Source organism: Pseudomonas sp. P5_A12 (genome assembly GCF_056400685.1).
This window is the reverse complement of the sequence record NZ_JBFUKU010000232.1, coordinates 1-8,232: the sequence shown is the minus strand read 5'-3', so window position 1 is coordinate 8,232 and position 8,232 is coordinate 1. Positions and strand designations below refer to the sequence as shown.

Below are 8,232 nucleotides of genomic sequence, written 5' to 3'. Positions count from 1 at the left end.
CTCCATATATGGGGCATTACACCCACCTGGCCGGGCGTTTACCACCAAATGTGAGGAATATTTCCCCCACTTTTCTCTCGCTTGAAACACTAAGAAGTGACTTGTTAATAAATTTGAACTTTTTGCTCCGCCCTATTGTTATGGCTCATTCGTTGCTTCACCCCCTGGCACCTGCAACAGATGTCGGCCCAGACATCTTGTAGACGGCGGGGCTTGCCTGATTCGGTATGACGCGAGGGGTGAAAAATGAAGCGAGCGCCACTATGCAGCTCTATCGCCTTACTGCTCTGGTCAAGCCCGCTCTGTACGATGCTCATTACAACAACCATTGCCATTACCCTGACCACCGCGAACGCTGTGGCGCTGGATGATTTCGGCACGAAAAAACTCGACCCGATACTGCCGATGCCAACGTCATATGCACTGGCCGGTTATGTTCACCCAGGTGCTGATGTTCCTCGGTTACATCGGCCTGGCACTGAGCATCTGTCCAAACATCTTCCCGCCATCTGTCAGCCTGTGAGCGGCGGCATCAGCGGCCACCGGTCGGTTGTTCGCCCTGAACGGCGCGCTGTTCATCCTGCTGGTGACCCTGATGTACACCTTCCAGAGCTAGTACGTGTTCCGCGGAAAAGGGAGAGTTGGTGATGGCTACTACTAGTAAGTCAATTGCTCTAATCACGAAAAGGCCGATACGCCTTTATAAGCAGCTCGCTGAGTTGTGCCTATTGTTTATTACGTTGCTGATTATGCTGGCGTTGTCCGCTGTACTGGCGATGGGGTTTACCCTTGGGGCGCTCTAGCTGCCGGCGCCAATGGTGGTCGATCCTGTCTTTCTCCCAACACCGCTGGATCAGTTAGCCATTCGCCGTTCCCGGCCAGCCGGCCTGATGCAAGGCTTTGAGCAGCGTCTCGCCATCCAGGCCCGATACGGCATGGCCGTTGCCTTCGGCAGTGTCGCAGGCCAGCAAGGCATTGATGATGGCTTCTTCCACCGCTTCGGTGGCGGCCAGGAACAACTCGCTGATGTGGTCGTTATTGACCATGCTCAGGTTGTCGGTCGTCGGCGCGCGCTTACTCTCATAGGCGGCCGGCGGCACCTGATTACCGGTGGCGAAGGCGATGAAGATGTCACCGCTGTGGTCTTCATTGCCACCACCAGTGCGGGCGAGGCCGAGGCTGGCGCGTTGTGCCAGGCGCGTACATTGGTGCGGCAGCAACGGCGCATCGGTGGCCAGGCAAACGACGATCGAACCCATGCCAGGGTGCGGCAGCGAAGCCTTGAGGAACGGCGAGTCGACCTGTTCCATGTAGCGTCCGACCGGGTAGCCGTCGACGCGCAGTTCGTTACGGATGCCGTGGTTGGCCTGGACGATGGCGCCAACGGTCCAGCCGCCCTGTGCACGGCTCAGACGCCGTGATGCAGTACCGATTCCGCCCTTGAATTCATGGCAGATCATGCCGCTACCGCCGCCGACGGCGCCTTCCGTTACCGGCCCGCCCGTGGCCGAACCCAGGGCCTGGGCCACATGTTCAATCTTCACATGGAAGCCGTTGATGTCGTTGAGCAGGCCGTCGAAAGTCTCCAGCACCACCGGCATGTTCCAGTAGAGGCGCCCGTCATCCGGCTGCTGTTCACGGTCCAGCACCACCAGCGCATCGCGTACCACGCCCAGGCTGTGGGTGTTGGTGAAGGCGATGGGACTGGTCAACAGACCCGCCTCGCGAATCCACTCAAGACCGGTGGCGTCGCCGTTGCCGTTCAACACATGGACGCCGGCAAAGCACGGTTGCTGGCTGGTGGAACCGGTCCGTGGTTCGATAACAGTGACACCGGTCAGGATGTCGCGGCCGCTGGCGGTGCGTCCTCGCACGTTGCTGTGGCCGACCCGTACACCAGGCACATCGGTGATGGCATTGAGCGGGCCGGGTGGCAGTTGGCCGAACTGAATGTTCAGATCGCGGGCACGCGGTTTCATCGTCATTTTCATGATCTCTCTTTTTTTGATTGGTTTGAGGACGGGGCTTGGTCAGTCATCAGCAGTACAGCGTCTGCCCATCAAGCGCCGGTCTTGATCGTGTTCCACGCGCGGGTGCGCACGCGCTCCATCTTCAGCGGCAGTGGTTCCAGCGGAAATAGCGTGTCCAGCACTTGTCTGGACGGATACACCCCCGGGTTATCGCGGATTTTCTGCTCGACAAGCGCGGTGGCGTCCTTGTTGGCGTTCGGATAGCTCAGGTAGTTGGATGACTCGGCGATGACTTCGGGGCGCAGCATGTAGTTGATGAAGGCCAACCCTTGCTCCGGGTTCGGCGCATCGTTGAGCTGCACCAGACTCTCCACCCAGACCGGCGCCCCTTCGCGGGGAATGCTGTAGACGAGGTTGCGATGGTTGCCGGCCAGCTCAGAGGCTTTTTGCGCATCGGCGACACCACCGGCCCAGCCCAGCACGACGCAGATGTTGCCATTGGCCAGATCAGAGATGAACTTGGAGGAATCGAAGTAGACGATATGGGGACGCAGTTTCAGCAGCAGCTCCTGAGCTTTTTTGTAATCCTCCGGGTTCTGGCTGTTGTAAGGCAGTCCCAGGTAATGCAATGCGATGGGAATAACGTCGCTGGGGGCGTCCAGCATGGCCACGCCGCATTGACTCAGCTTGGCCAGATTGTCTTCCTTGAATATCAGGTCCCAGGAATTCACTGGCGCATCCGGGCCGAGTATTAATCGGACCTTGTCCGCGTCATAACCGATGCCAGTGGTACCCCACAGATATGGGGCTGCATAGCTGTTTTCGGGATCGTTGCTCTGCAATTTGGCGAGGATGTCGGGGTCGAGGTGGGACCAGTTGGGCAACTTCGAGCGATCCAGTTTTTTCAGCACGCCTGACTTGATCAGGTTCGGTAGCAGGTCTGCACTGGCAACCACGACGTCATAGCCGCTGCGGCCGGCCATCAGTTTGCTTTGCATGACGTCGCTGTTGTCGAACACATCGTACACAGCGCTGATGCCCGCTTCTTTTTCGAAGTCTTTCATCGTGTTCGGGGCAATGTAGTCATACCAGTTGTAGATGTGCACGCTGGATTTGGCAGGCTCGTCGGCGTTGGCGCAGGCCAGGCCGACACTGAACAGCGTGACCAGGACGAAGGGCATGTAGCGAGTCGATTTCATCGGGATGCTCCAGAGCATTGGCGCCGGGTCCAGGGACACGAGCACTGCTCCTGCTAGTGTGTGAATTATTGTTGTGATTGGGTAAACATCGAATCAGGCCGGAACAATCGCTGTGGATCAGGGGATCAGCAGTTCACGACGACCATCACCGTGCTCAAGCTGTTCGCCTTTGAGGAGCAGGCGGCGGTCACTGAGGTAGTCATAGTCGAGGCGGGCGGTGCGCAGCAGGTCGAGATCAAGCGCTACCACCTGACGGCACTCTTCGCGTCCTGCTTCGAATAAGGTTCGCCCGAAGGGATCGATCACGGAACTCCCACCGGCAAACACGAGGCCTTCCTCGCCGTCGCCGACTCGATTCACCATCACCGCGAAGGCTTGGTTTTCCTGGGCGCGAGCCATGATTGCGGTGCGGTGGACAGGGCCGTAGGGATCCATGTTTCCGTTAGTGACCAGGATCAGCTCGGCGCCGAGTTGGCCGAGGGCGCGAGCACTTTCCGGCAATTCAATGTCGTAGCAAATAAGGAGACCGACACGGACGCCTTTCCAGAGCGCAGTGGCATAGCGGTTGCCCGGCTGGAACAGGCCACGTTCCGATGGCCAAAGGTGAGTCTTGCGATAGTGCAAGGCGATCCCTTGTGGCGTTATCAGCAGGGAAGTGTTGTAGAAGAGACCGCCGTCATTCTCAGCCATGCCAACCACCACCGCGACGTTCCGTTCGCGTACGGCGCGCTGCACCGCCTGCACACTTGGCCCATTCAGAGGCTCGGCGACTTCGGCCAGCTGTTGCGCACTGGCGAAGCCCATCAATTGGGTCTCGGGAAATATCAGCAGATCGGTATCCACTGCGCACGTAGCGATGGCCTGCAAGGTACGCTCTAGGTTATAAGCGGTATCGCCATCGCGACCGCCAAGTTGCACGAGTTCAATCTTCATCGGTGATCCTTTCACGTGTTGTGGGCTCGCAATCGCCAAACTGAACAGCACCCGCCAGGGCTGGATGAAGTATGGAGAGCCATAAAACGGAAAGTAATCACATCGATGGGGTAACCCCGTATGGGTAGAGTTGTGAGCATTACCTTGCAAGACATCGCCTGGCACCAGGCGATTGGCAGGCTGATTGAGGGGCTTGACCGGCCCGGTTTCTGGCTGGCTCTGGTGCGTCTGCTGGACAGATACATACCGGTGGACAGTTGGGTCGTGCTGATTTTCAGCAATGGCCGACCACAGGTGCTCGCAGAATGCCCGGGCAAGGAGGGTGGGCCAGACCCGCTCTTTCAGGATTACCTCAAAGGCCTGTATCTGCTCGATCCGTTTTACCTGGCCAACCGGGAAGCACCGCAGAACGGTTTGTTCTGGCTGGCCGACGTGGCGCCGGAGTGCTTCGAGCAGACCGACTACTACCAACGCTACTTCCGCCTCAATATCGTTGCCGACGAAGTCCATATCAACGCCCAGCTCGACGCGGAGCGCACCCTCAGCCTGTCACTGGGAAGCGAGGCCCGTTTCAGCCCGGAGCAGATCGCCTTGCTCACACTTGTCCAGCCTTGGGTCGCCGCCCTGATGCGTCAGCGCATGGCATTTGAGCGGGAGGTGCTTGAGCAAAAGGCGTTGCCGACGCCAAGCTGGCAGAACTGGCTGGACTCTACGGACAAACAGCTGGATACGCCGCTCTCCGCCCGCGAACTGGAAGTCGGCCGGTTGATGCTCAGTGGCTGCTCGAACAAGGAGATCGCGCGCAAGCTGGCGATTTCCGCCGAGACGGTGAAGGTCCACCGCAAGCACATGTACAGCAAGCTGGGGATTAAATCTCAGTCCGAGCTGTTCTCATTGTTTCTGAATGCGCAGAGTTGAAGTCTTCGTGTTTTGGGCGAATTTCGGACTTGACTCAGCGAGTGGTTTGCCTCGTTTTGCTGGCGTTTAAACAACAAGAATCTTGCCTGTTTAAATGAAGCCTCCTGTTACCACCCAAAGGCTACAACGCCTTGCGTCATCGCCTACGGGTAAGACAGAATTCGCCGGCTTGTGCGTCTACGGCATGGGTTCTATCGTGGCTGGGTCACTGAAAAACAGTGATCGGGTTTGGTAGCCCGGTATAACTAGTCGCATAGCACACCGTTTGCAGAACTCTGCTTTATGGTGGCCATGCGCAGGGCTCCTTCGGGGGCGCCGGGTTCCCTAGTTACCGGTCTACCAACCCGCGTATGGCCGCCACCCTTCGTTTGGTAGCGAGGGTGAGGGCTCCTTTTATAATTAGGAGTTTCACTATGTTTAAACCAACACCCAACCCACCGGACACCGATCCGGCATCGCCCTACGAATCCCTCGATTCCAAAAAATTCCACGAAGCGGCCGAGCGCGCGCTCGATCACTACCTCAATCCGGCGGCCCACATCATGGCCAGCACTAACGAACCCGAACCCATGTTCCTCGCCAACCCCAAGTACGACACCGAATCCCTGCTGGCCAATGCCAGCGAATCACTGGGCTCGGCCACCACCATGCTCAGCAATTTCGCGGCGCTATTGGAGAACTCGCACCGCAAGACGTTGCTGGGGATTACGCAAGKGGTGATGYTGGGGGAATTGGCGGTGAATCAGGCGYTGGATAAGGTTGAGCTGAAGGAGTAAGTACTTACCCTTGGCCGTAATCGGATCAGTACTGGCTACTACCGATTGCGGCCCCAAGATCGCCTATCGTTCCAGCCAGTCAGAATGAACCTGCACAAAGCGCTCTTGCAGCCATTCAATAAAAACCTGTACCTGCGGCGCCAGGTGCGTCCGGCTTGGGTACAGCACCGACACAGGCCGAGGGGCTGGCCGATAGGGTCTTAGAATCTCCACTAATGCACGACTGTCCAAATGCTCGGCCACAGTGATGCCTGGCGCCTGGATTATTCCGAAGCCCGATACGCCACACTGAACGTACGCATTCGACTCGGTGACGGTGATACCTGCGTTACTGACAAACGTACGATCCTGACCCTTGACCGAGAAGTGCCAAGGCAATGTCCGGTTGCTCTGACCGGACAGGAAGTTGACGCCCCTATGGGAGTCCAGATCGTCGAGTGTCTCGGGTTCGCCGTGCTTGTGCAGATACTCGGGCGCTGCGCACGTCACCATGGTTGCCAGCGCGATAGGGCGAGCGATCAATGTCGAGTCCGGCAAATCGCCGATACGTAACGCACAGTCGATGCCTTCACCAATCAGGTCAACGGCTCGATCGGTCACGCCCAGAACCAAGTTGATAGCGGGGTAGGTGGCGGTGAACTCTTTAAGGCYTTTGATGAATTCCATTTGCGCGAAAGCGGTCGGGATATCGACGCGAAGTCGGCCCGCGAGCGTTGCTCCGGTGCGGTCAAACATCGAGGTCACGGCAGAAATATCCCCGAGAATTTCCTGCACCCGCTCATAGAACCGCTCGCCCTCGGCGGTGAGCGCCACCTTTCTCGTGGTGCGTTGGAACAGGCGCACCCCCAATGACGTCTCCAACTCCTGGATGTAACGGGTGACCTGAGGCCGCCCGATGTCCAGCGACTCGGCGGCTTTAGTGAAGCTGCCGAGTTCGGCAAGCCTGGCGAACAGTCGCATCGATTGCAGCAATTCCATGACGTTTCCATGCGGGCTCCGACAGACTCACGGAGCTCAAAATGATTGTTGCCTCAGAATAGAACAATCATGTCTTTTTGCGCGCATTTATTGCGTGGTGCCAAAAGCGAAAGATGTGCCCAAGGCAAAACCATTTCCGGTTTGCGGCCATTGACGTGTATTTGGAGATTCATGATGAAAGCTTGGTTATTGAAAGATTTCGGACTCGACAACCTGCAATTGGCAGAGGTAGCGACCCCGCAACCAAAGGCCGGCGAGCTATTGGTCAAGGTAGGTGCTGTCTCGCTCAACTTTCGCGACAAGGCTATCGTTGATGGCATCTATGAGCCGCATAAGGTGCCCAAACTCCTGATCCCGGTTAGCGATGCAGCCGGTACCGTGGTCGCGGTCGGTGACGGCGTCACGCGCTTCGAAGTCGGCGATCGGGTCAACTCGCATCTTTACTCCCGTTGGCTGGATGGCGAGCCTGGCCCCAACGAACCCGATTACTGCTTCGGCTCGCCGTTGCCTGGTGGTTTGGCCGAATACATGATCATCCACGAAGACAGTGCCGTGGCTGCGCCAGACAACATGAGTGACGAAGAGGCCGCAACACTGCCGATTGCTGCGCTCACGGCGTGGTACTCGCTGGTGGATTTTGGACACATTCAGCCGGGGCAAACTGTGTTGGTTCAGGGCACTGGTGGGGTGTCCATATTTGCCGTGCAGATCGCTACCGCGCTTGGCGCGAAGGTGATCGCAACGTCGAGTAGCGACCAGAACCTGCAAACCGTGAAGGGACTGGGGGCGGTGGCGGGCATCAATTACAGAACGACGCCGAACTGGGCGAACGAAGTGCTGAAGCTGACCGAAGGCAAGGGCGTGGATCTGCTGCTCGATGTGGCTGGCGGCAACGGCATCAATCAATCGGTCGCAGCGACCAAGGCATCCGGGCGTATTGCGCAGATCGGCTTTTTGACCGGGCAGACCGTTGAACTCAATCTGATGCCACTCATTTTCCGCCAGACGACCATTCGCGGTATCGCCGTGGCGCCGCGCTCATCGTTTGACCGGATGAATGCGTTCCTCAATGAACACAAGATTCGTCCCGTGATCGACCAGGTGTATCCGTTCGAGCAAGCACGAGAAGCTTACGAGCATCTCGCGAAAGGGGCGTTTGGGAAGGTTGTCATCAAAATCGCTTGAGACTGCTGAAGGCGCCGGTAGGGCTAATGCCGATCAGTTAAGCCGAACCCCACTTTGTAATTGAATGGACTCGCCCAAGCCGAGGCGTCAATGCGCCACGGTGGCAGTCTAAACAGCCAACGACAGCGAGGGCGAGTCCATGAAAAAGCATACTTCGATTGATCAATCCTTGTCTTCTGCCGATTTGGCGGCCTGCACTACCGTGGCGGTTGACCTGGCCAAGCATGTGTTCCAGCTCGCCGGCGAAGACGCCCTCGGCAAGGTGCATTATGA

Annotated in this window: 9 protein-coding genes and 1 pseudogene; 6 read left to right on the top strand and 4 right to left on the bottom strand. The window is 57.8% G+C overall.

The annotated features are described in order from the left end of the window. On the top strand, positions 1-203 hold a 203-nt coding region (locus tag AC1DSG_RS23515; RefSeq protein ID WP_477793027.1), incomplete at its 5' end, for a hypothetical protein. 654 nt (positions 204-857) lie between these two features. Here AC1DSG_RS23515 and AC1DSG_RS23510 read toward each other — a convergent pair. From AC1DSG_RS23510 to AC1DSG_RS23500, 3 genes are all read right to left on the bottom strand, one after another. Then, a complete protein-coding gene (locus AC1DSG_RS23510; RefSeq protein ID WP_477793030.1) occupies positions 858-1,979 on the bottom strand; it encodes a DmpA family aminopeptidase in 1,122 nt (373 codons plus the stop codon). A gap of 80 nt (positions 1,980-2,059) precedes the next feature. Continuing rightward, positions 2,060-3,169, bottom strand: coding sequence for a polyamine ABC transporter substrate-binding protein (locus AC1DSG_RS23505; RefSeq protein WP_477793029.1), 1,110 nt, complete (start codon positions 3,167-3,169; stop codon positions 2,060-2,062). 117 nt (positions 3,170-3,286) lie between these two features. Continuing rightward, complete coding sequence (locus tag AC1DSG_RS23500) at positions 3,287-4,102, bottom strand: carbon-nitrogen hydrolase family protein (protein WP_477793026.1); 816 nt, start codon at positions 4,100-4,102, stop codon at positions 3,287-3,289. 15 nt (positions 4,103-4,117) lie between these two features. Here AC1DSG_RS23500 and AC1DSG_RS23495 point away from each other — a divergent pair, with 15 nt between their 5' ends. The 3 genes from AC1DSG_RS23495 (at position 4,118) to AC1DSG_RS23485 (ending at position 5,796) form a co-directional block, all read left to right on the top strand. Beyond that, positions 4,118-4,216 carry a protease modulator HflK N-terminal domain-containing protein gene (locus AC1DSG_RS23495; RefSeq protein ID WP_477793025.1) on the top strand — a complete coding sequence of 33 codons (99 nt, stop codon included), beginning with the start codon at positions 4,118-4,120 and terminating at the stop codon, positions 4,214-4,216. Positions 4,217-4,234: 18 nt separating this feature from the next. After that, positions 4,235-5,020: a helix-turn-helix transcriptional regulator gene (locus AC1DSG_RS23490; RefSeq protein ID WP_477793028.1), complete on the top strand. Its 786-nt coding sequence runs from the start codon at positions 4,235-4,237 to the stop codon at positions 5,018-5,020. Between the two features lie 413 nt (positions 5,021-5,433). After that, positions 5,434-5,796, top strand: coding sequence for a DUF6124 family protein (locus tag AC1DSG_RS23485; protein WP_477793024.1), 363 nt, complete (start codon positions 5,434-5,436; stop codon positions 5,794-5,796). 63 nt (positions 5,797-5,859) lie between these two features. On the opposite strand, the gene AC1DSG_RS23480 is transcribed toward AC1DSG_RS23485, so the two are convergent. Next, positions 5,860-6,774, bottom strand: coding sequence for a LysR family transcriptional regulator (locus tag AC1DSG_RS23480; protein WP_477793023.1), 915 nt, complete (start codon positions 6,772-6,774; stop codon positions 5,860-5,862). Positions 6,775-6,948: 174 nt separating this feature from the next. On the opposite strand from AC1DSG_RS23480, the gene AC1DSG_RS23475 reads away from it, so the two are divergent. Both AC1DSG_RS23475 and AC1DSG_RS23470 read left to right on the top strand, forming a co-directional pair. Beyond that, positions 6,949-7,959, top strand: a complete 1,011-nt coding sequence (locus tag AC1DSG_RS23475) for a zinc-dependent alcohol dehydrogenase family protein (RefSeq protein ID WP_477793022.1) — start codon at positions 6,949-6,951, stop codon at positions 7,957-7,959. A gap of 139 nt (positions 7,960-8,098) precedes the next feature. Further along, positions 8,099-8,232: pseudogene (locus AC1DSG_RS23470) on the top strand (IS110 family transposase); the annotation flags it as partial.